The sequence below is a fragment of the Roseateles sp. GW821-FHT09G09 genome (assembly GCF_059415965.1).
In genome coordinates this window covers 57,627-81,523 of sequence record NZ_JBWKOG010000003.1, presented here as the reverse complement: position 1 = coordinate 81,523, position 23,897 = coordinate 57,627, and the positions used below count along the sequence as shown (strand labels likewise).

Here is a 23,897-nt window from a genome sequence, read left to right as displayed (position 1 = left end):
GGTTCCGTGACGCTCCGTTTTTCTTGCTTGACACCCCGGGTCGCACGCCGCGAAGCTGGACCGCCAGCACAAGGGAGTCCATGAACACGCCAGACCCTCCATCGGGCCTGCAGGCCTTGAACGCGCTCTATGCGCGCCGTGCGCCGGTCTACGACTACGAGTTGATGCCCGTGGCGCCGCTGCGGCGCGAGGCGATCGCGTGGCTCGACCTGCAGCCCGGGCAGACCGTGCTCGACGTCGGCGCGGGCACCGGACTGAGCCTGCCCGGCCTCAGCGCCGCTGTCGGACGCACTGGCCGGATCGTCGCCGTCGAGCCTTGCGAGACGATGATGCGCCAGGCCAGGCAGCGCGCGCGGACCGACCGCCTCACGGCGCCGATCGACTTCCTGGGCGCCACGGCGGAAGACGCGGATTACGCGTCCGTGCTCGGCAAGCGCCGGGCGGACGCGGCGGTCTTCTTCTTCACGCACGACGTGCTGCAGAGCGAAGAGGGGATCCGACGCGCCCTCGCGGCGCTGAAGCCTGGGGCGCGCATCGTGGCGGCGGGGCTCGTCTGGGCGCCACCGTGGATGCCGATGAGCAACCTGTTCGTGCTGGGTGCGGCGATGCACTCGATCGTGCGCATGGACGGTCTCGAGCGCCCGTGGCGCCTGCTCGAAGCGCGCATGAAAAACGCGGAGGTCGAGCGCCGCTGGCTCGCCTCCGCGTACTTGTTGACCGGCTCGGTCTAGCGGGTCACATGCGCTGCGCTTCCTTGGTGGCGGGCTTCACCTCGAACGCGTCTTGCTCATCCCGGCAACCAAACGCCTCGCCCCCGCCTCACGCAGCACATGGAGCAGCTCCGCCAACGTGTAGGGCGGCTGCTTGAGTTCCTTGGCGGCTTGCAAGACAGCCCGAGACATCGCCTCCGGATGTGTGTCGAAAGCTTCATCCAGGAACTGCCCAGGACGCACCACCCGGACGCCTAGACGCTTCATCTGCGTCACGGCGAAATCCTTGACGTTGTCCGTGAGCAGGATGACGTCGTACTCTCGGCCCTCATCTTCCTCGGTGTCCCGGTCAACCGCCTGCCGAAGCGCCAGAGCCGCCGCAGCAACATGCCGGTCCTTCACGTCGACCTGCTCCGGCACGGCATCAAAGTCGGCGCTCGACATGAACACCTCCCACTCCGGACAGCGGGCCTTCATGGCGCGAAGGCGCCCCTCAGCCTTTGCCCGATCAAGGCCGTAGACCTTCACCATGTTGCGCAGAAATTCGTCGTCGATGCTTTCGGTCCAGTGAGCCGAAAACAGACGCTCCGCGCGCATGTCCATGAGGACGTCGCTCAGCCGAAGCCTGAGCAGCACGCAGGTATCCAGGACGACGAGCGTGTCGCTGCGGTTCACGGACGCGTCTTGCGATCGGCTTTGGCGGTGACCTTCGCTGGCTTGGCAGCGCTTGCGCTTTCGCGGACGACGTTCGTGAAGTGTCCTTCCGGGACGTCGTACAGGCCAGCCTCCACACCGGCCTCACGAGGGGACCTGGCCCCGTCGAGCTGTCGGGTCCGGACTTCCAGGTAGGCCTGCACGGCCGAGGCCCGAATACGGCGATGACCTCCTTCGGTCATGACGACCTCGCCCAGCCTGCCCTGGTCGCAAAGCATTGAAACGTGCGGTCGACTGACATCGAGCTTCGCGGCCGCTTGCGCCGTCGTGAGCAGCCCGTCTGTCGCCGCCGGTTTCGTCCCCCAGACCGCGACTTCGCCGGCCTCGGCGTTTGCCAGCTTGGCAATCAGCGCCATCCGGAGCGCCTTGCCTTCCGCGGTCCGGGCGCTGAGCGACCGGTCCAGCGCCTTGGCGACAAGCACCGTGATGTAGGCCTCCAGGTCGACCGACTTGGGCCCGGAAGCACCCGTGGAGGCATTCCTGCTTCCCTTCGGCGGCGGACACACGAAGCTCTTCACTTCTGCCGCCACCGCCTTCCCCACCTGCTCGGCGATGGGGTTCAGCGGGTCTGCCAGGAGGGGCACGTACTTCGCGGCAGCGGCGGCCTTGGCAGCAGGATGATGAGCGCGAGGCATCAGTGGTCTCCGTCGGAATGCCAGTGAGCGCCCATCATAACAAAAGTGCAAAAATCGAAAATACAGAAAAGTGCATCGAGAAGGGCAGTCGCCGCCGACTGCCGTCGTTCCCCTCAATCCTCCAGCGGCACGAAGATCCACAGCAGCAGGTAGAGCAGCACCCCACCCCCTGCGCAGGTCGTCAGCGCCACGAACACGATCCGCCAGAACCAGGCCGCCAGCCCGCTCAGCCGGGCGAGCCCGCCGCACACGCCGCCGATCCAGCGGTCGTCGCGGCTGCGGCGGAAGGTGTTGATGGCGTTCACCACCGGCGCGCCGCCGCCGTGCGGCGTGGCGTAGGCATAGGAGGTCGAGCTCGACGACCGCGCACTCGCGTTCAGCACGCGCTCCTTGGCCTTCGCGAACTCCTCGTCGCTGAGGATGCCGCGTTGATGCAGATCGGCCAGGCGGTTGAGTTCTTCGCTGTCGGACATGGTGGGCTCCTTTCCCGGAACGTCTTGCATCGGAAGATGCGATGGAGTGAAGACTACGCATCCGCCCCGCCCGGTGCGATGCGCGTGCGACCGGCTGCATCTGGGCGCGATGCGGAGCGGATGAGGCGCGACAGGGCGTTTCCACCCAGGACCGGCGGCGCGCGGCGGACTAGCATTCCCGTCCATGAACCTCGAAACCATCGAACTGCAGACCCCCGAGGCGCCCCGCTTCAGCCTGCTGGTGCTGCACGGCCTGGGCGCCGACGGCAACGACTTCGTCCCCGTGGTCCAGGCGCTGGATCTGGCGCCCGTGCTCGCGCTGGGCGGCCTGCGCGTCGTGCTGCCGAGCGCCCCGCAGATCCCCGTCACCATCAACGGCGGCATGCGCATGCGCGCCTGGTACGACATCCGCCACGGCGATCTCAGCCAGCGCGAGGACGCCGACGGCCTGCGCGTGTCGCAGCGCCTGATCGAGGACCTGATCGCCCGCGAGGAGAGCGAGTTCGGCATCCCGCCGGAGCGCGTGGTGCTGATGGGCTTCTCGCAAGGCTGCGCGATGACGCTGATGACCGGGCTGCGGTATCCGAAGCGTCTGGCGGGACTGGTGGGCCTGTCCGGCTACCTGCCCGTGCTGGGCACGACCGAGGCCGAACGGCATGCCGCCAATGCGGACACGCCCATCTTCCTGGCGCACGGCAGCCGCGACGGCGTCGTCGTGCCGGCGCGCGCCCACGCGTCGCTGGCGGAGCTGCGCCGGCTCGGTCACGACGTCGAGTGGCATGAATACCCGATGGCCCACGAGGTCAGCATGGACGAGATCCAGGCCCTGCAGGCCTGGCTCGTGAAGACGCTGACCGCCGCGGGAGGTGCACGATGAGCCGGTCCTTCCTGTCCTCGCTCCCCGCGTCGCTCGCCCTTCTGCCGCTGGCCCTGCTGCCGTTTGCGCCCCTGTCGCCGCTGTCCGCGGCCACGCCGCCGCAGGCCGCCACGCCGGTCGCCGCCGCGGCGGCCGCCGTCGGTCAGCCCGCCGCCGCCAAGCTGCCGATCACGCACGACGTCTACGCCACCTGGCGCAGCATCCAGCACACGCAGTTGAGCCGCGACGGGCAATGGATCGCCTACGCGCTCGTCGCGCAGGAGGCCGATGGCGAGCTCGTCGTGCGCCACGTCGCCGACGGCCGCGAGTACCGCGCGCCGCGCGGCACCTCGCCGCAGTTCAGCGCCGACGGCCGCTTCGTCGCCTTCGCCGTGCAGCCGACGCGGGTCGAGCTCGACAAGGCCAAGAAGGACAAGAAGAAGGGCGACGACGCGCCCAAGGCCGGCGCGGCGTGGATGGACCTGTCGACCGGCAAGGTCGAGTCCATCGACCGCGTGAAGCGCTTCGGCTGGGGCAAGGACGGCGGCCAGCATCTGGCGCTGTTGCTGGAAGCCCCCGCCAAGAAGGACGCGTCCAAGGACGGTCCCAAGGACACCAAGGCCTCGGCGGCGAAGGCCGATATCGACGGCGATTCCCGCGATTCCGGCGAATCCCGCGATTTCAGCGATCTCCTCGACCAGGAAGCACCGGCCGAGGGCGGCGGACCCTCCGCCAAGAAAACACCCGGCAACGACCTGCTGCTGATCGACGCCGAGACGGCACAGCGCAACACCTTCAAGGACGCTTCGGACTTCGCCTGGAACAACGCCGGCACCTTGCTGGCCTACGTCGTCTCCGTCAAGGAGCCGGCGAAGAAGGAGGCGGCCAAGCCGGGCGCGCCGGCGGTGCCGGTGCCTCCGGCGTCGGGCGCGTCCGACGCCGAGGCAAAGCCTGCCACCGACGAGACCACCCGCGAAGGCGTCTACCTCATCGACCCGACCGCGCCGACGCAGGCGCGCGCGGTGATCTCGGGGGCGGGCAGCTACAAGCAGCTCCGCTTCGACGAAGCCGGCCGCCGTCTGGCCTTCGTCAGCAACCGCGACCATGTGGCGGAGACCAAGGCCGCCGAGAAGGCAAGGAAGGAAGAGAAGAAGGACGAGAAGACCGACAAGCCCGACCCGACCCCGTTCAAGCTCTTCCTGTGGAAGGCCGGCCAGGAACGCGCTACGGTGCTGGTGAGCGCGGCAACCGCCGGCATGCCCACCGGCTGGACGCCGAGCGAGCACGCCGCGCTCGCCTTCAGCAAGGACGGCCAGCGCCTGTTCCTCGGCACCGCCGAGCTCCCCGCGCCCGAGCCCAAGGACACGCCCGAACCGATGAAGGTCGATCTCTGGCACTGGAAGGATCCGGAGCTGCAGTCCGCGCAGAAGGCCAAGGCCGAGCGCGAACGCGCGCGCAGCTACCGCGCGGTCGTTCACTTGGGCAACGACGTCGACGCGGCGCGCTTCGTGCAGCTCGCGACGAAGGAGCTGCCCACGATCCAGGTCAACGAGAACGCCGCCGTCGCGCTCGGCCTGAGCGAGCTGCCGTACCGCCAGTTGATGTCGTGGGAAGGGGCCTACATGGACGCCTACGCCGTCGATCTCAACACCGGCGCGGCCAGGCCGCTGGCGCGCAAGCTGCGTCACGCACCGACGCTGTCGCCCGCCGGCCGCTACGTGCTGGGCTTCGACGCGCCCGCCGCGCGCTGGATGGCCTGGCGCACCGACACCGCCGCCGCCATCGACCTGACCGGCAAGATCAAGTCGCGCTTCGACAACGACGACCGCGACGTCCCCGACCTGCCCTCGCCCTACGGCAGCGCCGGCTGGACCGCGGACGACGACAGCGTCGTTGTCTACGACAAGTTCGACCTCTGGGCGGTGCAGCCCGCCACCGGCCAATCCCGCAACCTCACGCAGGGCTGGGGCCGCAAGCAGCAGTTGCAGCTGCGCGTCGTGCCGCTCGATCCCGAGGACGCCGACAAGAAGCCCCTGCCCGCCGACGCGCTGACGCTGGCCGGCACGCACGACATCACGCGTGCCAGCGGCTACTACCGTGTCGATGCGACCGGCGGTGCGCCCAAGACCCTGATCCAGGACGACCGCATGATCGGCGGCCTGATCAAGGCCAAGGACGCGGACCGCATCGCCTTCACGCAGCAGAGTTTCACCCAGTTCCCGGACCTGTGGACGACCACGCTGGCCTTCCAGCAGCCGCAGCAGATCAGCGCGGCCAACCCGCAGCAGTCGCGCTATGAATGGGGCACGCAGGAGCTGGTCGAGTACACCGCCGCGGACGGCAGGAAGCTGCGCGCGCTGCTGGCCAAGCCGGCCAACTTCGACCCGAAGAAGCAGTACCCGATGATGGTCTACATCTACGAGAAGATGACCGACAACCGGTACCGCTACATCCCGCCGGCGCCGTCGCAGAACATCAACGTGACGCGTTACGTCAGCAACGGCTACCTGGTGCTGCGTCCGGACATCGTCTACACGACCGGCCAGCCCGGCAAGAGCGCGATGAACACGGTGCTGCCGGCGATCCGCCAGCAGATCGCCAAGGGCTATGTGGATCCGAAGCGCGTCGGCATCCAGGGTCACAGCTGGGGCGCGTACCAGATCAACTACCTGATCACGCACACCAACCAGTTCCGTGCGGCCGAGGCCGGCGCGTCGATGGCCAACATGGTCAGCGGCTACGGCGGCATCCGCTGGGGCGCGGGCATCAGCCGCGCCTTCCAGTACGAGCACGGCCAGAGCCGCATCGGTGCCACGCCCTGGGAGCGTCCGGACCTGTACCTGGAGAACTCGCCGATCTTCCGCGTCGACAAGGTGACCACGCCCTACCTGACCATCCACAACGACGAGGACGACGCGGTGCCCTGGTACCAGGGCATCGAGTTCTTCACCGCCCTGCGTCGCCTGGGCAAGGAAGCGTACTGGTTCAACTACAACGGCGAGAAGCACGGCCTGCGCGAGCGCGACAACATGAAGCACTACACCGTGCACATGGCCGAGTTCTTCGATCACTACCTGCTTGGCAGCCCGCGCCCCGCGTGGATGGACCAGCCCGTGCCCTACCTGGAACGCGGCAAGCGCGACGTGATGGGCCAGTTCAAGCCGGCGACGCCGCCGGCGGAGACTGCCGTGGCCAAGGGCCAGGAATCGTCAACCACCACGAGCGCCAAGTAGCCGTCGCCGACCACGAGCCCCAAGCGGTCGCAAGAACGACTGTCACTGGGGCGCGCACAGGGCTTGGGGTTCGCGGACGCGAGGCCCCATGCCCTGGGAGGGCCCGCGCCCTGACGGTGGCAGGTGGGCGGTCTCCCGGCACGCCTCAGGGCAGCGGTTCCGCGTTCTGCGCCGCGCGCCGGGCGCTCTCGATGCGCTCGCCGATGGGCGGGTGTGTCGAGCGCCACGCGGTGCCGCTGTCCACGCGGCCGTCCCGGCGCATCTGCTCCAGCACCTTGAGCCACGCGCCGACCAGCGTCTCGTTGGGCAGGTGCTCGCGCAGGATCAGGCGCTGCGCCTCGGCGTCGGATTCGCGCTCCGCATCGCGCGAGTAGCGCAGCGTCTGCGCGGTGGCCAGCAGGCCCGCCGCGACCGACGGGAAGTCGCCCATCGCGACGCCCGCTGCCGACAGCAGCCCGGCGCCCTGCACCAGGTGGCGCATCGCATGACGGTGCTTCAGGTGGCCGGCTTCGTGGCCGAGCACGGCGATCAGTTCGTCGTCGCTCAGCGCCTGCGCGAGGCCGTCGAAGAGGAAGATCGTCCCATGGGGCAAGGCCATCGCGCCGAGGCCGGGGCGGTCGCCCTGGCGCGCGAAGCGGACGTCCAGCGCCGCGCCCGGGAACACCCGCCCGGCGATGTCGGTGAAACGCGCGCGTATCGCGTGCTGGCGCGCCAGCGGCAACTGCGACGGTTTCAACCAGGTGGCCGCGAGCTGCGCCTCGACCCGTCGGCCGACCGCGTCGTCGAGCTGCTTCGGAATCAGCGGCAAGGCGGCACGCGCCAGCAGGCCCACGCCCTGGCGGTCGAACCACACGACCAGCGCCACCAACGCCACGAGCGCGCACAGGGCCAGGCTCCAGCTGCCGGCGATCTGCGCCATCAGCGACTGGCCACCGAGCTCCCGCCCCATCGCGCTGTCCGCCGGGATCCAGACCGTGCCGCCGTCCGGCAGCCCGACCGGCGTGGGGCTGCCGCGCCAGCTTTCGCCGACCTGCAGCGCCTTGCGGGCGTAGCGGCGCAGGCCGGGCATCGACGGCCGCGAAGCGGCCAGCTCGGCCTCCGACGGCAGCATCGACGAGGCGGACTGCCCGCGCGGCGGCCAGGGCATGAACTCGATGTGGTTGCGGCTCAGGCGCACGCGCACGTCCTGGGGCCGGTTCTCGACGCCGTCGAACCATCGGGCCGTGGCGGTGTGGATCTGCGATCTCATGGCGGGTCCTGCGCGCTCACCAGCCGATGTCCAGGGCGAACGCGTCGCCGCCGCCGCCGCCGCCGCCGACCGCCGCGCGGCCGGGTCCGGGCCCTCGACGTTGCGGAGCCAGGACGACGATCTTGTCGATCGGCGCGTCGGACAGCACGGTCATGCCCTCGATGCGCAGCCGGGCGATGCGCACGGCGAGGAAGGGCCAGTACAGGCCCACGGTCAACACCGTCAGCGCGCCGTGGGCAAGCACGGTCTTGAAGAGCGCGAACACGGAGACGCCATACGAGAACTCGATGCCGCCGCCCAGGCGCGTGTGCTTCCAGGTCAGCTGCTGCAACTCCGCCGCGTAGACCGGCCAGGCGAAGGTCCAGACCACGCCGGCCGCCAGCAGCGGGATAACCGTCGCGAGCCACGGCGTCTCCGCGCCCAGCGCCAGCTTGAGGCCCATCGACAGTCCCGCGCCGAGCAGGCCGGCCACCGCGCCGGCGACCATCAGCGCGACGGCCAGCCGGAGGTAGCACTTGTAGAACGCGTCCACGGACAGCTGGAAATCGAAGGCGAGCTCGCCGTAGCGGGCATGGCGGTGCTGGAAGCGCTTGAGCCGGCCATGCGCGAGGGGCAGCAGCAGCACGAGGGCGAGTCCGGCCAGTCCGTCCACGAGGCCGCCCAGCGCCATGCCGGCGATGACCGATCCCAGCGTCCACGCCACCAGGACCGGCAGGCAGGACGCGTAGACCGAGACGGCGTTGGCCTGGAAACCGAAGCGCAGACCGCGCCAGCTGGTGTGGCCGAGCTGGAAGCGCCGGGCGCTCGCGAACAGCATCGGACCGGCCGCGTAGAGCACCGCCAGCGTGGCGAAGCCCGCCGCCGCGGACCCGTCGAACGCGTGAAGGCAGGCCACCAGCAAGACCAGCGCCAGCGCACGGCCGACGAGGATGCGCCGCGGGTCGCCGTGGAAATCGAAAGGCTCGCCGGCCAGCAGCGTGTGCCGCGCAAACCAGCGCGCCTGGCGGCGCTTCGCCCAGGCGGAGTAGACGCCCAGCGTCGCCAGTGTCAGCAGCATGTTGACGATCCAGACGCGGAAGTAGTCGCCTCCGGTGCCGGTGAACTCGAGCCGCTGCGCATGGCGCCTGGTCGCGGGCGCGTGTCGGGCGGAGGAGGCTGCCGGGGACCCGGCGGTCGATCCCACAGGGGATCCAGCAGACGCCGCGGCAGTCGCCGGACGCACCGACGCCGAGCCGCGCACAGGCGCAGCCACAGGCTTCGCAGACGTCGGCCCCTCAGGCACCAACGTCAGCTCGGTGTTGCTCGCGATCAATCCCTCGACTCCCAGGCCCTCCTGGCCCGCGCGAGAGTCTACTAAAGCGCCTCGGCGCCGAGCCGCCCTCGGATGAGCGCGTGCTGCCGGGCGTCGGCCGGCACGAAGAGCGCCACCAGCGCCGCCATCAGCGCACGCGCCTTGGCGGAGTTGTCGCCCTCGTAGTTGCAGACGTAGACGTCCAGGGTCACCGAGGCGATCTCCGGCCAGGTGTGCAGCGCGACATGCGATTCGGCCAGCAGCAGCATGCCGGTGATGCCGCCCGGCTGGCCGCCTGGCGCGTCGGGGAAGCGGTGCCAGTGTTCGCCGACGACGGACAGGCCGGCGGCCTCCGCGGCCGCGCGGATCGCCAGCGCAAGACCTGACCCGTCCGTCATCAGGGCGTCATTGGCGCAGCCGGCCAGGTCGGCGGTGAGGTGCAAGCCGTTCATTGGCGGGCAGTGTAGAGGCAGTCCTGCGGAGGTCGAGGCGTTGGCCGCCGATGCATGGGGCCCCCGCGGCAAGCGCGGAAACCCCACGCATCACCGTCCCCAACCACTGGCGTCCTTCTGCGGTTGGGGACCGATTCAGTCGGCCGGGTGCCCTGCCTCGGAGAGCAGCGCGTGGCAACGCTCCTCGTGCTGCGTGATTTCCTCGAGCGTGATCTCGATGTCGTTCAATTGCTGCTGCAATTGGCGGCGGTGCTGTTCGAGGACGCCAAGGAAAGCGCGCGCCTGCGGCACGGTGTCCGACTGGCTGTCGTACATGTCCACCAGTTGCTTGATCTCCTGCAGCGACAGGCCCAGCCGCTTGCCGCGCAAGGTCAGCTTCAGGCGCGTGCGGTCGCGCTGCGTGTAGACACGGTTGCGGCCGGCGCGGGCCGGCGTCAGCAGGCCCATGTCCTCGTAGAAACGGATCGCGCGCGGGGTGATGTCGAACTCGGCCGCCAGCTCGGTGATCGTGAACAACGGGCCCGCGTTGTCGCCCGCCTCGGGCAGCGCGTCCTCGGACAGGTCGTCGGCCGGGGTCGGGCGGGAAGAGGGGCTCATGGCTACACTGGCAAATGACGTTGACGTAAACGTAAGTCTAAAGCCATGGCCAATCCTCGCGAATCGGAACTCTCCTACCCCCTGGGCGACACGCTGCCAGGCCCCGGCGAAGCGCTGGACCTGCTGCCCGGCGTGCGCTGGGTGCGGATGGGCCTGCCTTTCGCGCTGGACCACATCAACCTCTGGCTGCTGCGCGACACGCTGGACGGGCGCGACGGCTGGACGATCGTCGACTGCGGGATCCACAACGACACCACGAAGGCGAACTGGGAACGCGTCTTCGCCGAGCGCCTGGACGGCCTGCCGGTGCTGCGCGTGATCGTCACGCACTTCCATCCCGACCACCTCGGGCTGGGCCACTGGCTGACCGAACGTTGGCAGTGCCGGCTGTGGATCAGCGCCACCGACTACCAACTGGCGCGGGTGGCGTCCTCGTCGACGGTCGGCATGGGCGGCGAAGCGGCGGCGGCCTTCTTCGGCAGCCATGGGCTGAGCGATCCCGCCGCGCTGGACAAGATCCGCGGCCGCGCGAGCTACTACCCGAGCATGGTGCCGGCGATCCCGTCGGCGTTCCGCCGGCTGATGGACGGCATGACGGTGCGCATCGGCGATCACGACTGGCGGTGCGTCGTGGGCTACGGGCATGCGCCCGAACACATCAGCCTGTTCAGCCAGACGCAAGCGGAAGGGAGGGGCGTGATGATCTCCGGCGACATGATGCTGCCGCGGATCTCGACCAACATCTCGGTGCTCGACGTGGAGCCGGAAGCGGATCCGTTGCAGCTCTACCTGGACTCGATCGCTCGACTGACCGCGCTGCCGGCCGACACCCTGGTGCTGCCCGCGCACGGCAAGCCTTTCCGCGGTCTGCATGCGCGCATCGATCAGCTGGAAGAGCACCACCGCGAGCGGCTGGCGGAAGTGCTGGAAGCCTGCACCGCCAAGCCCTGCCATGCGGCGGAGCTGCTGCCGATGATGTTCCGCCGGCCGCTGGACCTGCACCAGACGACGTTCGCGATGGGCGAGGCGATCGCTCACCTGAACCTCCTGTGGCTGGGCGGGCAGTTGCGGCGCACGCTGGACGAGGACGGCATCCATCGCTTCTCGGCTTGAGGCCGAGGCCGAGGCCGAACGCCTGAGGGCGTCGGCACCGAAGAAAAGCGATCCCCAGAAAGACAGTCGCCGCCGCCCCGATCACGGGACGGCGGCGCTGCGCCTTTTTGTGCATCAGCTTGTCGGCTCTGAGCGCGGGTTGTCCGGACCAGCCTGTTGGCTGGGGAACCCAAAGCGCCGCCGGGAGCGGAACGCGGGAGGAAGTTCTGACTCAGATGCGAGTGATGACAGCAAGCCTCAGTGTGTCTCGACACTCAAACAGGCTACAAGCCCCCCTGAAGGGGGAACCCGCTGAAACGTCGGGTACCACGTCCTTTTCCCACCGCCCTCTCCCGCCACCTCTCTCGCTTGCCCCCTCTCCCGCTTGCGGGAGAGGGTTGGGGTGAGGGCCAGCGGCGGTGGCAGTACGGAAGCTTCTTACGCCTCGTCCATCAACGGCAACACGGCCTGCTTGAGGCGATCGCGCGCCAGCTCGTACTCGGGGAAGACCGAGCGCACCACCGCCCAGAACCGCGGGCTGTGGTTCATCTCCTTGAGATGCGCGAGTTCATGCGCGACGACGTAGTCGATCAGCGCCGGCGAGAAGTGGATCAGGCGCCAGTTGAGCCGGATCATGCCGTCGGCGCTGGCGCTGCCCCAGCGCGTCTGCGCGGAGGACAGTCGCAGCCCCGTCATCGTGACGCCGAGCGGCCCCGCGAAGTGCCGGCAGCGCTGCTCGAAGCGCTGTCGCGCCTGACGCTGCAACCAGGCCTGCACCGTGTCGCGGATCTGGTCGGGGGTCGCGTCCTGCGGCAGACCGAGGTAGAGCATGCGACGCGGCACCGTGGCCAGCGTCGGCTGCGGGTCGGTCTGTCCCTCGTCGAGCCGCGCGCCCGTCTGCGACGGATCGAGCACGACGATCAGCGGTTCACCCAGGTAAGGCAGGCTGCAGCCGTCGCCCCAATGGACTCGCGCCGCCTGGGTGCGCCGCGCGCGTTCGCGCTGCTCGACGAGCTTGCGCAGGATCCACTCGCCCTTCTGCTGCAGCGCCTTGTCGATGTCGCCCAGCGGCACCCACTTGGGCGCGGACACGCGCAGGCCGTCCTCGCTCACGGTGAAGCCGATGCTGCGGCGTCGCGCGCGCTTGAGCTCGAACGGGATGGACTGCCCCTGGAGCAAGACCTGACGCGTGGAGGCGCCGGCATCGCCGCGGGACCGCGGCGTCGGCGCCAGCGGCTCCGGCGGGGGCAGCGGAGACGTCGTCGGGTGAACAGGCTGAGGCTGGGGCTCGGTGTCGAACAGCGACAACTGCGTGAAGCTGTTCAGCAGTGCGCCCAGTCCCCGCAGCTTGGAAGGCAGCATGGACTGCGAGTGTAATCAGGCGGCGGCCGGATCGGCGACCGGTGCGGCCGCCGGATAGGCCGCGGGATCTAGCACCCGCATCTCGGCCTCGATCCAGGCCTGCACTTCCTTCATCAGCTCGGCCGGCGCGCGACCGGTGCTGGAGATCATCGGACCGATGGAGACGTCGATGGTGCCGGGTTTCAACAGGAAGCTCTTGCGCGGCCAGCAGGTCGCCGAGTTCATCGCGATCGGCACCACCGGCACGCCGGTCTCGACCGCCAGGCGCGAGCCGCCCGTCTTGTAGTCGCCGGCCTTGCCCCGCGCCACGCGCGTGCCTTCCGGGAACATGATGATCCAGTTGCCCATCGCCGCGATCCGCTTGCCCTGCGCGGCCACCTTGTTCCAGGCCTCGCTGCGCTTGCTGCGGTCGATGTGGATCATGTCCAGCCGCGCCATCGACCAGCCGAAGAACGGGATGTAGATCAGCTCGCGCTTGAAGACGTAGGCCAGCGGCCGCGGCATCAGCATCGGGTAGGCGAAGGTCTCCCAGGTCGACTGGTGCTTGGACAGCAGGATGACCGACTGCTTCGGATCGGTGGGCAGGTGCTCCATGCCGCGCACGCGCCAGTGCACGCCGCAGATGAGCCTGGCGCCCCAGATCGCGACGCGCAGCCAGTTGGCGCACATCCAGTAGAGCTGGGTGCTGTTCAGGAACAGCGAGCACAGCACCACCGCGCTGCCCCAGGGGATGACGGTGACGATGAGGTAGAGGACGAAAAGGAGGGAACGCAGCGCAGTGAGCATCAGCCCAGGTCTCCAGGAGCGGTATCGGGTTCGGCGGATTCGCCCCGCGACTGTGCGCGGGCGCGGCGTTCCGCGTGGATGAGGGTTTCGGCGAAGGCCGCCAGGTCCTGGTGCACGCGCGAGCCGGGCACGAGCGCGATCTGCTCCTGCAGCTGCGCCTCGTCAACGCCGGCGAGCCGGTCGCCGCGCACCAGGTGCGGCACGCAGCCGGCGTTGTGCGCGGTCTGCAGGTCGCGCACGCTGGCGCCGACCATGTGGACGTTCTTGAGGTCGACGCCGAAGCGTTCGCCGATCTGTTCGATCAGGCCCGGCAACGGCTTGCGGCAATTGCAGTTGTCTTCCGGCGCATGCGGGCAGAAGAACGCGGCGTCCAGCCGGCCGCCCTTCTCCGCCAGCAGCTGGTTGAGCCGCAGGTGGACCGCGTTCAGCGAGGCCATGTCGATCAGCCCGCGGCCGATGCCAGGCTGGTTGGTGGCCATGACGGTGTGCCAGCCGGCGTGGTTCAGCCGCGCGACGGCCTCGAGCGCGCCGGGCAGCGGTTCGAGCTCCTCGGGCGACTTCACGTGGTCGTCGCGGTAGCGGTTGATCGTGCCGTCGCGGCCCAGGATCACCAGCTTCATGCCGTGCGGATGGTCGGACCGGGTAGGCATCGGGGTCTCCAGTGAACTGCGTGTGGACGACGACGGGGCGACGAGGGACGACGACGGGGACGATCAGCCGGCCGTCAGACGGCCAGGCGCGACAGGTCGGCCACGCGGTTCATCGCCTCGTGCAGCTGCTTGAGCAGCGCTTGGCGATTGGCGCGCAACGCCGGATCCTCGGCGTTGACCATCACGTCGTCGAAGAACGCGTCGACCGGCGCCTTCAGCGCGGCCAGGGCCTTCAGCGACCCGGCGTAGTCGTGCTGCTCGAACAGCGCGTCGGCCTGCGGCTTCACCCCGGCCAGCGCGTCGGCGAGCGCCTGCTCGGCGGCTTCGGTCAGCAGCGCGGGCTTCACTTCCGTCGGCAGCTCGCCCTCGACCTTCTTGAGGATGTTGCCCACGCGCTTGTTGGCCGCGGCCAGCGAGGCCGACTCCGGCAGCGCCGCGAAGGCGCGTACCGCGCCCAGGCGCTTGGGCACGTCGCCCAGGCGGGCCGGGTTCAGCGCCAGCACGGCGTCGACTTCCTGGGCGCTGTAGCCCTGGTCGCGCAGGCTGACCGCCAGGCGGTCGGCGAAGAAGCCCAGCAACGGCCCGCTCGGGTCCTGGATCAGTTCGCCGAACGCGGGCAGCGCGCCCTCGATCAGCTCCGGCAGCGACAGGTGCATGTGGTTCTCGACCAGGATGCGGATCACGCCCAGCGCATGGCGACGCAGCGCGAACGGGTCCTTGTCGCCGGTGGGCAGCTGGCCGATGCCGAACAGGCCGACCAGCGTCTCCAGCTTGTCGGCCAGCGCGACGACGGTGCCGGTGTGGTTGCGCGGCAGCGCATCGCCGGCGAAGCGCGGCTTGTAGTGGTCCTCGATGGCCTTGGCGACGCCGTCGCGCAGGCCTTCATGGCGCGCGTAGTAGCCGCCCATGATGCCCTGCAGCTCGGGGAACTCGCCGACCATGTCGGTCAGCAGGTCGGTCTTGGCCAGCAGCGCGGCTTCCTTGACCTTGCTGTCGAGCATGTCGAACTCGTCCTTGGCTTCCGCCGTGTACGGGTGCTGGGCCATGCGCAGCTGGTTGACGATGGCGTGCGCGATCGCGCGGACGCGCTCGGCGCGGTCGCCCTGGCTGCCCAGCTTGCCGTGGTACACGACCTTGCCCAGGCCCTCGACGCGCGAGGCCAGCGTCTTCTTGCGGTCCTGGTCGAAGAAGAACTTCGCGTCCGCCAGGCGCGGGCGCACGACGCGCTCGTTGCCCTCGACGACCTTGGAGGCGTCGTCCGGATGCACGTTGCTGACGACCAGGAAGCGGTGCGTCAGCTTGCCGTGGCTGTCCAGCAGCGGGAAGTACTTCTGGTTGGCCTTCATCGTCAGGATGAGGCACTCCTGCGGCACGGCCAGGAACTCGGGCTCGAACTGGCACGAGAGCACGTTGGGCAGTTCGACCAGCGCAGTCACTTCGTCCAGCAGCTCGGGCGCGTCGATCGGTGTCAGGCCCAGCGGCTCGGCTTGCGCCTGCAGCTGGCGCACGATGTCGTTGCGGCGCTGCTCGAAGGACGCGATCACGCGGCCTTCCTCGCGCAGCTGCTGCTCGTAGGTGTCGGCGTTCTTGATCGAGATCTCGTCGACCTGGGTCTCGAAACGGTGGCCGCGCGTCGTGCGGCCGGATTTCAGGCCGAGCGCGGCAATCTCGACGAGCTCGTCGCCATGCAGCGCGATCAGGCCGTGGGCGGGGCGGACGAACTTGACGTCGCTCCAGCCGTCGGCCAGTTGATAGGTCATGACCTTGGGGATCGGCAGCTTGGCGAGCGCTTCGTCCAGCGCCTTCTGCAGGCCGTCCTTCAGCGTCACGCCGGGCACCACGGTGTCCAGGAACAAGGCCTCGGCCTTGCCGTCCGGCGCGCGCTTCAGGCTGGGCACGACCGACGCGTCCGCGCCGACCGAGGCCAGCTTCTTCAGCAGCGCGGGCGTCGCGTTGCCCGACGCGTCCAGCGCCACCGCGACCGGCATCAGCTTCTGTTGCACGGCGCGGTCGGCGGCCTTGGCGCCGACACCGGTCAGGTGCACGGCCAGCCGGCGCGGCGTGGCAAAGGCCGTCACCGCGGCGCCGGCCTCCGCCAGGCCTTGCGCCTTCAGCGAGTCGGCCAGCGCCGTCGAGAACGCCTCGCCCAGCTTCTTCAACGCCTTGGGCGGCAGTTCCTCGACAAACAGTTCGACGAGCAGATTCTTCGTGGTCATGCTGGGGGGTTCCTCGTCGTCAGGCGGCGGTCTTCTTGTCGGAAGCCTTGTCCGACGTCTTGTCCGACTTGTCGGCGGACTTGTCGGCCTTGTCGGCTTTCGCTGCCGCCTCGGCGCTCTTCTTCTCGATCTGCGCGATCACCTCGTCGGCCCAGTCCTTGGGCGCCATCGGGAAGCCGAGCCGCGCGCGGCTCTCCAGATAGCTCTGCGCCACGGCGCGCGCGAGGTTGCGGATGCGGCCGATGTAGGCGGCACGCTCGGTCACGCTGATCGCGCCGCGCGCGTCCAGCAGGTTGAAGGTGTGGCCGGCCTTGAGCAGTTGCTCGTAGGCGGGCAGCGCCAGGTGCGCGTCCATCAGGTCCTTGGACTTGCGCTCGTAGGCGCCGAAGGCACCCAGCAGGAAGTCGACGTCGCTGTGCTCGAAGTTGTAGGTCGACTGCTCGACCTCGTTCTGGTGGAACACGTCGCCGTAGGTGAGTCCGTCGGTGTAGACCAGGTCGTACACGGACTCCTTGCCCTGCAGGTACATCGCCAGGCGCTCGAGGCCGTAGGTGATCTCGCCGGTGATCGGCTTGCAGTCGATGCCGCCGACCTGCTGGAAGTAGGTGAACTGCGTCACTTCCATGCCGTTGAGCCAGACCTCCCAGCCCAGGCCCCAGCAGCCGAGGGTCGGGTTCTCCCAGTCGTCCTCGACGAAGCGGACGTCGTTCTTCTTCAGGTCGAAGCCCAGCGCCTCCAGCGAGCCGAGGTAGAGCTCGAGGATGTTGGCCGGCGCGGGCTTGAGCACGACCTGGAACTGGTAATAGTGCTGCAGGCGGTTCGGGTTCTCGCCGTAGCGGCCGTCCTTGGGGCGGCGGCTGGGCTGGACGTAGGCGGCCTTCCAGGGCTCGGGACCGAGCGCGCGCAGGAAGGTGGCGGTGTGGCTGGTGCCGGCGCCGACTTCCATGTCGTAGGGCTGCAGCAGGGCACAGCCTTGCTGGGACCAGTATTCCTGCAGGCGGAGGATCAGTTGCTGGAAAGTCAGCATGGGGACGTCGGGCCGTCGGCGGGCGTTGGAGAAAACCGACCGATTCTATGTGCGCCTCGTGCCGCGCAGCGGCGTCGCGTCGCGAGGTCGCGCCCGGTCAGGCGGAGCGCGCCGGGTCGGGACGGCGACGCCCCAGCACCGGCACCACGCCCAGCGCCGCCAGCGCCCACACCGGCCACAGCCCGAGCATCGCCAGCCAGCGCGCATACGGCGTCGCGCCGCTGCGGCCGTCGACGCTCACTTCCAGCACGCCCGCCTGCTCCGCCGGCAGCCGCGCCAGCACGCGGCCGCGGTGGTCGACGTGCGCGGTGGCGCCGGTGTTGGTGGCGCGCACGATGGGCCGCTGGAACTCCAGCGCCCGCATCTGCGAGAACTGCAGGTGCTGGTCCTGCACCATGCGCGGCCCGAACCACGCCAGGTTGCTGACATTGACGAACACCGTCGCGGCCGGCTCGCCGCTGTCGAGCGCGCTGGCGACGACGTCCTCGCCGAACAGATCCTCGTAGCAGATCAGCGGTCGCAGCCGCTGCCCCGCGAAGGGCAGCGCGCGCTCGTGCGTGCCGCTGGCCTGGTCGTCGAGCGGGATGTCCATCGCCTTGACGAACCAGTGGAAGCCCGGCGGGATGAATTCGCCGAAAGGCAGCAGGTGGCGCTTGCCGTAGTCGTAGCGCTGCGCGAAGCCGATGCCCACCAGCGAGTTGACGAAGCCGTCCGTCGAGTTGCCCAGGAAGGTGCCGAGCAGCAGCGGCCGGGTCTCGGCGTCGCGGCGCAGGCGCTCGACGTGCTCGTCGTCGAGGAAGGCCAGCGGCACCGGCAGCACCGACTCCGGCGTGATCACGACCTGACCCCGCGCGGACTGGATCAGCGCGATCAGCTGGTCCAGGTTCTGGTCGAAGCGCTCGCGATCGAACTTCTGGTCCTGCGGGATGTTGGGCTGCACCAGCGAGACCGCCAGGGGGCCGGTGGAGCGCGTGAAGTCCTGCGGCAGGAACTGCCCCGCGCCGATGCCGGCGACGAGCGCCGCCAGCAGCGCCCAGCGCCGCATCGCCAGCGCCGCCGCCACGAGCGCGGCCAGCGCGGTGATGCCGTAGACGCCCACATAGGGCGCGAACGCGGCCAGCGGGCCCTGCGCATGCGCATAACCGCTGGCGATCCACGGGAAGCCGGTCAGGAAGGTGGCGCGGACGAGTTCCGCCCCCAGCCACAGGCCGGCGAAGGCCGACGCGCGACGCCACGGCGCGGCACCGGCGGACCAGCGCGCCGCCAGGCCCATGCCGGCGGCGTAATAGATCGACAGGAACAGCGCCAGCGCCAGCACCGCCAGCGCGGACACGACCGCGGGCAGGTGCCCGAAGTCGTGCATGCTGATGTAGAGCCACCACAGCCCGGAAGCCAGCCAGCCGACGCCGAACAGCGCGCCGGTGAGCGCGGCGCGGCGCGGCCGCTGGCCGTCGCAGGCCCGGATCAGCCAGGCGAGCGCCAGCGGCTGCAGCCACCAGGCGGGACTGGGCGAGAACGAGGCCGTGTGCAGGAGGCCGGCGACGAGCGCCAGCGCCGGATGCCCCAGCCAGGCCCGTCCCCCCTGGCGGACGGGCCGCCCGGAACCTCCGGACCGGTCAGACCCGTCGAGCGTCACGCCGCGGCGCATCAGCCGCTGTGGTCGTCGGCCTCGGAGGCCGGCGCGCGGGTCACCTTGAACCAGCGCACGGCGCCGCCGCGGTTGATCATCACCGAGAAGCGCAGGCCCGCGACCTCGACGGTCTCGCCGCGGCGCGGCACGCGACCGTGCTCGTGCGCGACCAGGCCGCCGATGGTGTCGAAGTCGGCCACCGACAGCGACAGCCCGAAGGACTCGTTGACCGCCGCCACGTCGGCGTCGCCGGCGACGCGGTAGCTGCCGTCGGCCAGCGTGTAGATGCCGGCGTCGCCGTCGCCGACGTCGAATTCATCCTCGATCTCGCCCACGATCTCCTCGAGCACGTCCTCGATGGTGATCAGGCCCGCCGTGTTGCCGAATTCGTCGATGACGATGGCCAGGTGATTGCGGTTGGAGCGGAAATCGCGCAGCAACTCGTTCAGGCCCTTGCTCTCGGGCACGAAAACTGCCGGGCGCAGCAGGGCGCGCAGGTTCAGTTCCGGCGCGCGCTGGAGCTTGAGCAGGTCCTTGGCGAGCAAGATGCCGATGATGTTGTCGCGCTGGCCGTCGTAGACCGGGAAACGCGAGTGGCCCGTGTCGATGACGTTGGCCAGCAGGTCGTCGGGCGTCCACTGGATGTCCAGCAGGTCCATCCGGGGCGCGGCGACCATCACGTCGCCGGCGCTGAGTTCGGCCATCCGCAGGACGCCCTCGAGCATCTGGCGCGATTCGGGCGCGATCAGGTCGCGTTCCTCCGCTTCGGCGAAGTTCTCGATCAGCTCGCTGGTCGAATCGGGCCCGGGGTGCAGGAATTCGAGGACGCGTTCGAGCAGGCCGCGTTGTTCATTGCCACGCCCGCCATGCTTGGCGGGCCGACTAGGCTGAGGTTCAGACACTGGGGTGTGTGCCGTCGTTGAAGAGGCGCCAGAATAACCGATTGACATTGACATTCGCTTGAAACACAGTCATCCGCCCTCAGATGTCGGGCCCAGGCTTCCTTACAGATTGGTCTTCCATCATGTCGTCCCCTGATACCGCCGCGTCCGCCGCCCCTGCCGCCGCCTCCGCGGGCCCGTCCGCCGGGCTGATCCCCGCCACCATCCTCACGGGCTTCCTGGGCTCGGGCAAGACCACGCTGCTCAAGCGCGTGCTGAGCGAGGCGCACGGCCAGAAGATCGCCGTCATCGAGAACGAGTTCGGCGAGGAGAACATCGACAACGACATCCTCGTCAGCGAGACCCAGGAGCAGATCATCCAGCTGAGCAACGGCTGCGTGTGCTGCACCATCCGCGAGGACCTGCGCACCACGCTGGCCGACCTGGCCGCGAAACGGCGCAAGGGCGAGCTGGACTTCGAGCGCGTCGTCATCGAGACCACCGGCCTGGCCGACCCCGGCCCGGTGGCGCAGACCTTCTTCATGGACGACGAGATCGCGGAGACCTTCCTGCTCGACTCGATCCTGACCCTGGTCGACGTCAAGCACGCCAACGACCAGCTCGACACGCGCCAGGAGGCGCGCCGCCAGGTGGGCTTCGCCGACCAGATCTTCCTGAGCAAGACCGACCTGGTCGACGCCGCCGCCGTCGACGCGCTGTCGCACCGCCTCAAGCACATGAACCCGCGCGCGCCGCAGTCGAAGGTCCACTTCGGCGAGGTGCCGATCAAGGACGTCTTCGACCTGCGCGGCTTCAACCTGAACGCCAAGCTGGAGATCGATCCGGAGTTCCTGGCCGTGGACGATCACGGCCACGACCACGGGCACGACCCTGCGCACGATCACGGGCATGACCATGGTCACGCGCACGACCACGGCCATGAGGGCCACGACCACGCCCCCGGCGAGGCCTGCGACCATCCCCACCATCATCACCATGACGACGACGTCAAGTCCTTCGTCTTCCGCTCGGAGCGGCCGTTCAATCCGGCCAAGCTGGAGGACTTCCTTGGCGCGATCGTGCAGGTGTATGGCCCGAAGATGCTGCGCTACAAGGGCGTGCTCAACATGAACGGCACCGACAAGAAGGTCATCTTCCAGGGCGTGCACCAGCTGATGGGTTCGGATCTCGGTCCGAAGTGGATGCCGGATGAAAAGAAGGTCAGCAAGATGGTGTTCATCGGTATCGATTTGCCGAAGGACATCCTCATGCAGGGGCTGGAAGGGTGTCTGGCTTAGTGCCACACTGAATGATGGTTCACAGCCATCGCTGGCGCGGCGGCGGAGGTGGCTACAATCCGCCGCGCCCGAACCAGGCCCCTGCGCCAACGGCGGGAAGCCCCGGCTTCTCATGTCGAGCAGGTATAAAGAGCCGCTAGGAGAGTGAACGTGAGCAAGACCCCGGCCTCCAAGACCGCAGCGACCAAGACCCCCGCGGCGCCCGCCAAGGGAACCAAGGCCGCCGCGGAAGGCAAGTCCGCCGACGCGGACGCGCCCGACAGCACGGTCTCACTGCTGGACAGCCCCGTCCGGCCCTCGACCCCGACATCAACGAACCAGAACAGCCGACCTGCCGTGAAAGCCGACCCCAAACTCTCCTCTGCCTGGAAAACCAAGGCCGGTGCCGAACTGTCCGATGCCGAAGTGCTCGCGATGCCCGACACCGAATACATGAACGACAAGCAGGTCGAGTTCTTCCGCGCGAAGCTGACGCAGCTCAAGGAAGACATCCTGTCCAACGCCGGCGAGACGACCGAGCACCTGCGCGAGGACACGTCCATCGTCCCCGATCCGGCCGACCGCGCCACGATCGAGGAAGAGCACGCGCTGGAGCTGCGCACCCGCGACCGCGAGCGCAAGCTGCTGAAGAAGATCATGCAGTCGCTGACGCGCCTGGACAGCGGCGAGTACGGCTACTGCGACGAGACCGGCGAGCCGATCGGCCTGGGCCGGCTGATCGCCCGCCCGACCGCGACGCTGTCGCTCGAGGCGCAGCAGCGCCGCGAGCTGAAGCAGAAGATGTTCGGGGACTGAGTCGCCCCGCGTCCGCCGAGAATCAGGAAGTACCGCCACTACTGCGAAGAGCAAGGTCCGCTAGAGCATGTCCGACCCCAAAGACGGCACCAAAGAAGGCGAGAGCTTCTTCCGCAAGGTGGCGCGATTCGTCGCCAATCCGACGACCGACTGGGCGGAGATCAATTCGCGCCAGGACGACCCCGAGGCCGACGCCGCGAAGGCCGAGCTGCGGGCGATGGTGGAGCGCAAGCGCCGCAACGACTTCGTGCGCAAGCGCGAGCTCGACATGCTGCGCAAGATCCGCCGTGAAGGCCTGACCCCCGAGCAGCTGGCCGCCCTGGGCGGCCATGCCACCTCGGGCATCGACGAACTGGGCCGCATCAGCGAGATCCAGGGCGTGCGGCGCGACGACGGCACCGTGAAGGCCAAGATCGACCAGATCGAACAGCAGATGGTCGGCGAGGGCTTCGTGCCGACGCAGGTCCAGGGGCAGCATCCGCCGGGCTTCTTCGAGACCAGCACGCGTCCGGTCAACTTCGCGGCGACGCAGCCTGCAGACCAGATCGGCGCGCGTGTCTCCGACTACGCGCCGCCGGCCCAGATCGAACGCCTGGACCTGTCGCCCGCGCCGGCCGCGGCCTCGATGGGCGCCGGCATCGCGCCGCCGTCGCCGGCGGGCGCCCCGGCACCGATTCCCGAATTGAAGAAGGAAATCCCGACGCTGAGCTTCCGCGTCGCGGATCCGCAGGTCGAGGTCAGCGAGGTCGTCCACGACGCCGAGCTGGACGAGGCGGTCATCGCCTTCGCCAACGCCGACTACGAACACTGCGAACGCAGCCTGATCGACCTCACCCGCCAGGGCGGCGCGCGCCATGAGCACGCCGAGACCTGGCTGGTGCTGTTCGACCTGTACCGGGCGACCGGCCAGCAGGGCAAGTTCGAGCACCTGGCCAACGACTACGCGCAGCAGTTCGGACTGTCGTCGCCGCAATGGTTCTCGCTGCCCAAGCTGGTGGCCGAGGCCGTGCAGGCGGAGCGCGCCCCGCGCGGCCGCGCGAGCAGCGTCTCCTGGACCACACCGGAGTACCTGGACGTCGAGGCCGTGACGCAGATGCGCACGCGCTGCGAGAACCTGCCGATGCCGTGGGTGATCGACTGGGCGCCGCTGCGCCAGATCGACATGGAGGCCTGCGCCAAGCTGCGCGACCTGTTCCGCGCCTGGGCGCAACAGGCGCTGGACCTGCGCTGGCTGTCGGGCGACCATTTCTTCCAGGTGCTGCGCGAGCAGGCGCCGGTGGGCAGCCGCGACGCGGACCCCATCCTCTGGATGCTGCGCCTCGAAGCGCTGCGCCTGGCCAACCGTCCGGACCAGTTCGACGAGGTCGCCATCGACTACTGCGTGACCTACGAGGTCTCCCCGCCGAGCTGGGAAAAGGCCTTGTGCCACGTCCGCATCAGCGGCAACGCGCTGTCGACGAGCTCGCCGTCGTCCATCCAGCCGGCGGCGATGGACACCGGCATCGCCTTCCTCGAGTCGACGATGACCGACGCGGTCAACACCGCGGCGCTGATGGAACTGTCCGGCCAGCTCAGCGGCGACATCAGCGAGACGCTGGCCTTGATGACCGAGCAGTTGGGCGGCGCCTCGCTGGTGACGATCGCCTGCCCGAAGCTGATCCGCCTGGACTTCATGGCCGCTGGCGACCTGCTCAACTGGGTGTTGGCGCGACGCAGCGAGAACCGCGCGGTGCAGTTCAGCGATGCGCACCGTCTGGTGGCGCTGTTCTTCGGCGCGATGGGCATCAACGAACACGCCCGGGTCAAGGTCCGGCACGTCTGACGCCGCCGGCGGCATCGACACCCGCGTTCAACCGACGCAGCAACGGGGCCTCTGGCCCCGTTGTGCTTTCAGATGTCCGATCATCGAAGCCGTCAACCGGCATTCGCACACGTGGTGCCGCAGGCTTT

At 69.1% G+C, this 23,897-nt stretch carries 21 protein-coding genes; 7 read left to right on the top strand and 14 right to left on the bottom strand.

Features of this window, described 5'->3' with window-relative positions:
* Positions 1-80: 80 nt before the first annotated feature.
* Entirely contained in the window at positions 81-731 is a 651-nt protein-coding gene (locus tag AC07O8_RS08920; protein WP_495047685.1) for a class I SAM-dependent methyltransferase, read from the top strand.
* Positions 732-767: 36 nt separating this feature from the next.
* On the opposite strand, the gene AC07O8_RS08915 is transcribed toward AC07O8_RS08920, so the two are convergent.
* The 3 genes from AC07O8_RS08915 to AC07O8_RS08905 all read right to left on the bottom strand — a co-directional run bounded on the left by AC07O8_RS08915 (position 768) and on the right by AC07O8_RS08905 (position 2,532).
* Positions 768-1,385 (bottom strand): VapC50 family PIN domain-containing toxin, encoded by a 618-nt coding sequence (locus AC07O8_RS08915; RefSeq protein WP_495047684.1) that lies wholly within the window; start codon positions 1,383-1,385, stop codon positions 768-770.
* Entirely contained in the window at positions 1,382-2,059 is a 678-nt protein-coding gene (locus tag AC07O8_RS08910; RefSeq protein WP_495047683.1) for a helix-turn-helix domain-containing protein, read from the bottom strand. Before AC07O8_RS08910 ends, AC07O8_RS08915 begins: the two co-directional genes overlap by 4 nt.
* 113 nt (positions 2,060-2,172) lie before the next feature.
* Positions 2,173-2,532 carry a PspC domain-containing protein gene (locus AC07O8_RS08905; RefSeq protein WP_495047682.1) on the bottom strand — a complete coding sequence of 120 codons (360 nt, stop codon included), beginning with the start codon at positions 2,530-2,532 and terminating at the stop codon, positions 2,173-2,175.
* 184 nt (positions 2,533-2,716) lie between these two features.
* On the opposite strand from AC07O8_RS08905, the gene AC07O8_RS08900 reads away from it, so the two are divergent.
* Positions 2,717-3,409 carry an alpha/beta hydrolase gene (locus tag AC07O8_RS08900; protein WP_495047681.1) on the top strand — a complete coding sequence of 231 codons (693 nt, stop codon included), beginning with the start codon at positions 2,717-2,719 and terminating at the stop codon, positions 3,407-3,409.
* Entirely contained in the window at positions 3,406-6,621 is a 3,216-nt protein-coding gene (locus AC07O8_RS08895) for a S9 family peptidase (protein ID WP_495047680.1), read from the top strand. The genes AC07O8_RS08900 and AC07O8_RS08895 overlap by 4 nt, the downstream gene beginning before the upstream one ends.
* A gap of 145 nt (positions 6,622-6,766) precedes the next feature.
* Here the strand turns inward: AC07O8_RS08895 and AC07O8_RS08890 are convergent, their stop codons facing one another.
* The 4 genes from AC07O8_RS08890 to AC07O8_RS08875 form a co-directional block, all read right to left on the bottom strand.
* The gene (locus tag AC07O8_RS08890; protein ID WP_495047679.1) at positions 6,767-7,870 is read right to left on the bottom strand and encodes a M48 family metallopeptidase; all 1,104 of its coding nucleotides are present in this window, start codon (positions 7,868-7,870) and stop codon (positions 6,767-6,769) included.
* A 16-nt stretch (positions 7,871-7,886) separates the two neighbouring features.
* Complete coding sequence (locus tag AC07O8_RS08885) at positions 7,887-9,053, bottom strand: YjgN family protein (protein ID WP_495047678.1); 1,167 nt, start codon at positions 9,051-9,053, stop codon at positions 7,887-7,889.
* A 170-nt stretch (positions 9,054-9,223) separates the two neighbouring features.
* Positions 9,224-9,613 carry an S-adenosylmethionine decarboxylase family protein gene (locus tag AC07O8_RS08880; protein ID WP_495047677.1) on the bottom strand — a complete coding sequence of 130 codons (390 nt, stop codon included), beginning with the start codon at positions 9,611-9,613 and terminating at the stop codon, positions 9,224-9,226.
* Positions 9,614-9,748: 135 nt separating this feature from the next.
* A complete protein-coding gene (locus AC07O8_RS08875) occupies positions 9,749-10,210 on the bottom strand; it encodes a MerR family transcriptional regulator (protein ID WP_495047676.1) in 462 nt (153 codons plus the stop codon).
* 45 nt (positions 10,211-10,255) lie between these two features.
* Here AC07O8_RS08875 and AC07O8_RS08870 point away from each other — a divergent pair, with 45 nt between their 5' ends.
* Positions 10,256-11,323: an MBL fold metallo-hydrolase gene (locus tag AC07O8_RS08870; RefSeq protein ID WP_495047675.1), complete on the top strand. Its 1,068-nt coding sequence runs from the start codon at positions 10,256-10,258 to the stop codon at positions 11,321-11,323.
* Positions 11,324-11,740: 417 nt separating this feature from the next.
* Here AC07O8_RS08870 and AC07O8_RS08865 read toward each other — a convergent pair whose 3' ends face one another.
* The 7 genes from AC07O8_RS08865 to AC07O8_RS08835 all read right to left on the bottom strand — a co-directional run bounded on the left by AC07O8_RS08865 (position 11,741) and on the right by AC07O8_RS08835 (position 19,875).
* Positions 11,741-12,664, bottom strand: a complete 924-nt coding sequence (locus AC07O8_RS08865) for a M48 family metallopeptidase (protein WP_495047674.1) — start codon at positions 12,662-12,664, stop codon at positions 11,741-11,743.
* A gap of 15 nt (positions 12,665-12,679) precedes the next feature.
* Positions 12,680-13,450: a lysophospholipid acyltransferase family protein gene (locus tag AC07O8_RS08860; protein ID WP_495047673.1), complete on the bottom strand. Its 771-nt coding sequence runs from the start codon at positions 13,448-13,450 to the stop codon at positions 12,680-12,682.
* Entirely contained in the window at positions 13,450-14,100 is a 651-nt protein-coding gene (gene gmhB, locus AC07O8_RS08855; RefSeq protein WP_495047672.1) for a D-glycero-beta-D-manno-heptose 1,7-bisphosphate 7-phosphatase, read from the bottom strand. Before gmhB ends, AC07O8_RS08860 begins: the two co-directional genes overlap by 1 nt.
* Positions 14,101-14,174: 74 nt before the next feature.
* Positions 14,175-16,316: a glycine--tRNA ligase subunit beta gene (gene glyS / locus AC07O8_RS08850; RefSeq protein WP_495047671.1), complete on the bottom strand. Its 2,142-nt coding sequence runs from the start codon at positions 16,314-16,316 to the stop codon at positions 14,175-14,177.
* 19 nt (positions 16,317-16,335) lie between these two features.
* Positions 16,336-17,343 (bottom strand): glycine--tRNA ligase subunit alpha, encoded by a 1,008-nt coding sequence (gene glyQ / locus AC07O8_RS08845; RefSeq protein WP_495047670.1) that lies wholly within the window; start codon positions 17,341-17,343, stop codon positions 16,336-16,338.
* A gap of 97 nt (positions 17,344-17,440) precedes the next feature.
* Complete coding sequence (lnt, locus tag AC07O8_RS08840; RefSeq protein WP_495047669.1) at positions 17,441-18,991, bottom strand: apolipoprotein N-acyltransferase; 1,551 nt, start codon at positions 18,989-18,991, stop codon at positions 17,441-17,443.
* Positions 18,991-19,875: a CorC family transporter gene (locus tag AC07O8_RS08835; protein ID WP_331614676.1), complete on the bottom strand. Its 885-nt coding sequence runs from the start codon at positions 19,873-19,875 to the stop codon at positions 18,991-18,993. Before AC07O8_RS08835 ends, lnt begins: the two co-directional genes overlap by 1 nt.
* Positions 19,876-19,997: 122 nt before the next feature.
* Here AC07O8_RS08835 and AC07O8_RS08830 point away from each other — a divergent pair, with 122 nt between their 5' ends.
* From AC07O8_RS08830 to AC07O8_RS08820, 3 genes are all read left to right on the top strand, one after another.
* Complete coding sequence (locus AC07O8_RS08830; RefSeq protein ID WP_495047668.1) at positions 19,998-21,152, top strand: CobW family GTP-binding protein; 1,155 nt, start codon at positions 19,998-20,000, stop codon at positions 21,150-21,152.
* Between the two features lie 150 nt (positions 21,153-21,302).
* Positions 21,303-21,947: an RNA polymerase-binding protein DksA gene (dksA, locus tag AC07O8_RS08825; RefSeq protein WP_495047667.1), complete on the top strand. Its 645-nt coding sequence runs from the start codon at positions 21,303-21,305 to the stop codon at positions 21,945-21,947.
* A gap of 67 nt (positions 21,948-22,014) precedes the next feature.
* The gene (locus AC07O8_RS08820; protein ID WP_495047666.1) at positions 22,015-23,769 is read left to right on the top strand and encodes a hypothetical protein; all 1,755 of its coding nucleotides are present in this window, start codon (positions 22,015-22,017) and stop codon (positions 23,767-23,769) included.
* The last annotated feature ends 128 nt before the right edge of the window (positions 23,770-23,897 follow it).

Excerpts from the sequence above, each read along its gene's own strand:
- AC07O8_RS08870 (WP_495047675.1), top strand. The coding sequence starts at position 10,256 with ATGGCCAATCCTCGCGAATCGGAACTCTCCTACCCCCTGGGCGACACG.
- gmhB (WP_495047672.1), bottom strand. The coding sequence starts at position 14,100 with ATGCCTACCCGGTCCGACCATCCGCACGGCATGAAGCTGGTGATCCTG.
- AC07O8_RS08910 (WP_495047683.1), bottom strand. The coding sequence starts at position 2,059 with ATGCCTCGCGCTCATCATCCTGCTGCCAAGGCCGCCGCTGCCGCGAAG.
- AC07O8_RS08920 (WP_495047685.1), top strand. The coding sequence starts at position 81 with ATGAACACGCCAGACCCTCCATCGGGCCTGCAGGCCTTGAACGCGCTC.
- AC07O8_RS08865 (WP_495047674.1), bottom strand. The coding sequence starts at position 12,664 with ATGCTGCCTTCCAAGCTGCGGGGACTGGGCGCACTGCTGAACAGCTTC.
- AC07O8_RS08900 (WP_495047681.1), top strand. The coding sequence starts at position 2,717 with ATGAACCTCGAAACCATCGAACTGCAGACCCCCGAGGCGCCCCGCTTC.
- AC07O8_RS08875 (WP_495047676.1), bottom strand. The coding sequence starts at position 10,210 with ATGAGCCCCTCTTCCCGCCCGACCCCGGCCGACGACCTGTCCGAGGAC.
- AC07O8_RS08905 (WP_495047682.1), bottom strand. The coding sequence starts at position 2,532 with ATGTCCGACAGCGAAGAACTCAACCGCCTGGCCGATCTGCATCAACGC.
- AC07O8_RS08820 (WP_495047666.1), top strand. The coding sequence starts at position 22,015 with ATGTCCGACCCCAAAGACGGCACCAAAGAAGGCGAGAGCTTCTTCCGC.
- glyS (WP_495047671.1), bottom strand. The coding sequence starts at position 16,316 with ATGACCACGAAGAATCTGCTCGTCGAACTGTTTGTCGAGGAACTGCCG.
- AC07O8_RS08880 (WP_495047677.1), bottom strand. The coding sequence starts at position 9,613 with ATGAACGGCTTGCACCTCACCGCCGACCTGGCCGGCTGCGCCAATGAC.
- AC07O8_RS08890 (WP_495047679.1), bottom strand. The coding sequence starts at position 7,870 with ATGAGATCGCAGATCCACACCGCCACGGCCCGATGGTTCGACGGCGTC.
- AC07O8_RS08830 (WP_495047668.1), top strand. The coding sequence starts at position 19,998 with ATGTCGTCCCCTGATACCGCCGCGTCCGCCGCCCCTGCCGCCGCCTCC.
- glyQ (WP_495047670.1), bottom strand. The coding sequence starts at position 17,343 with ATGCTGACTTTCCAGCAACTGATCCTCCGCCTGCAGGAATACTGGTCC.
- lnt (WP_495047669.1), bottom strand. The coding sequence starts at position 18,991 with ATGCGCCGCGGCGTGACGCTCGACGGGTCTGACCGGTCCGGAGGTTCC.
- AC07O8_RS08895 (WP_495047680.1), top strand. The coding sequence starts at position 3,406 with ATGAGCCGGTCCTTCCTGTCCTCGCTCCCCGCGTCGCTCGCCCTTCTG.
- AC07O8_RS08860 (WP_495047673.1), bottom strand. The coding sequence starts at position 13,450 with ATGCTCACTGCGCTGCGTTCCCTCCTTTTCGTCCTCTACCTCATCGTC.